Source organism: Dyadobacter subterraneus (assembly GCF_015221875.1).
In the GTDB taxonomy this organism is placed as follows: Bacteria; Bacteroidota; Bacteroidia; order Cytophagales; family Spirosomataceae; genus Dyadobacter; species Dyadobacter subterraneus.
Genome location: NZ_JACYGY010000017.1, coordinates 1 through 982, shown reverse-complemented (window position 1 = coordinate 982; position 982 = coordinate 1). Strand labels below are relative to the sequence as shown.

The 982-nt window shown below is 36.0% G+C and carries 1 protein-coding gene; it reads left to right on the top strand.

Going from position 1 to position 982, the window contains the following annotated elements:
• Positions 1-50 precede the first annotated feature (50 nt).
• Entirely contained in the window at positions 51-434 is a 384-nt protein-coding gene (locus IEE83_RS32760) for a T9SS type A sorting domain-containing protein (protein ID WP_194124964.1), read from the top strand.
• Positions 435-982: the final 548 nt, after the last annotated feature.

The window sequence follows — 982 nt, the reverse complement described above, 5'->3', positions numbered from 1 at the left end:
ATTAGCCATTCATAAGAAAAATATTAGCCATAAATAAAAAAATCAAAGCCATGAAAACTTACATCAAAAATATCGCTGTTGCCTTTGCATTTGTTGCTTCTTTCGCTTTCTCTGCCCATGCAGATGACAAAGAAACTAAAAAAGCCGTCTCACTTAATACCGGTGTTTACATTAATAAGGAAGGTAAAATCAACGTTTTCGTTGACAAACCTAACAATGATTCGAACACAACACTACTGGTTAAAAACGCAACTGGAGATATCGTTTATCGTGAAATAGTTGAGAAAGGAAATCAAAAATTTGGCCGCGTTTTGGATGTGAATGAACTGCCAGCCGGCAAATATGAAATCAAAGTAATCACTAAAAATGACTCTCAAACCAAGTCATTCCAGTTGTCTGAATCAGTTGTTGAACGCGTTGTTTCGATTAAATAATGATATAGAAATATTGCTTTTTGAAAATGGCTTTCGTGAAAACGGGAGCCATTTTTTGTTTGCAATAATGACAAAATAAATATAGCCAGGGGATTCATTTCCAGGGGATAAATCCCCTGGCTACAATGTCGGCCGTGCCTACGCCACTAGAAAAATGCCATATGCAAGAACGACATTGTAGCCAGGGATTTCAATCCCTGGATTACCGATATTTTAGTCGTTTGTAAATGCCGTAAGCATGGCCTATTTAATCCAACTAACCATCTTCTTCTACAAACCCACATTAGTATCTTTCAACCGCTTAATTACTCATTTATTCCCAATACCACTTATCACCGAAAAGCATCCATTCGTGTACTTTGTTATACATAGTACCTGCCATCACCCTATCTTTGATTCATCAATAAGGGAAACAATTACAACAGAACATTCAAATATAAATAGCCATGAAAAACTCATTCAAAAATATCGCTCTTGCTTTCGCTTTTGTTACTTCTTTCACTTTCGCTGCTAACGCTGAAAATAAAGAAACTAAAAAAACTTCCAGC

What these genes read in the sequence shown, in the direction of transcription:
- IEE83_RS32760 (WP_194124964.1), top strand. Translation starts at nt 51, where the DNA reads ATGAAAACTTACATCAAAAATATCGCTGTTGCCTTTGCATTTGTTGCT.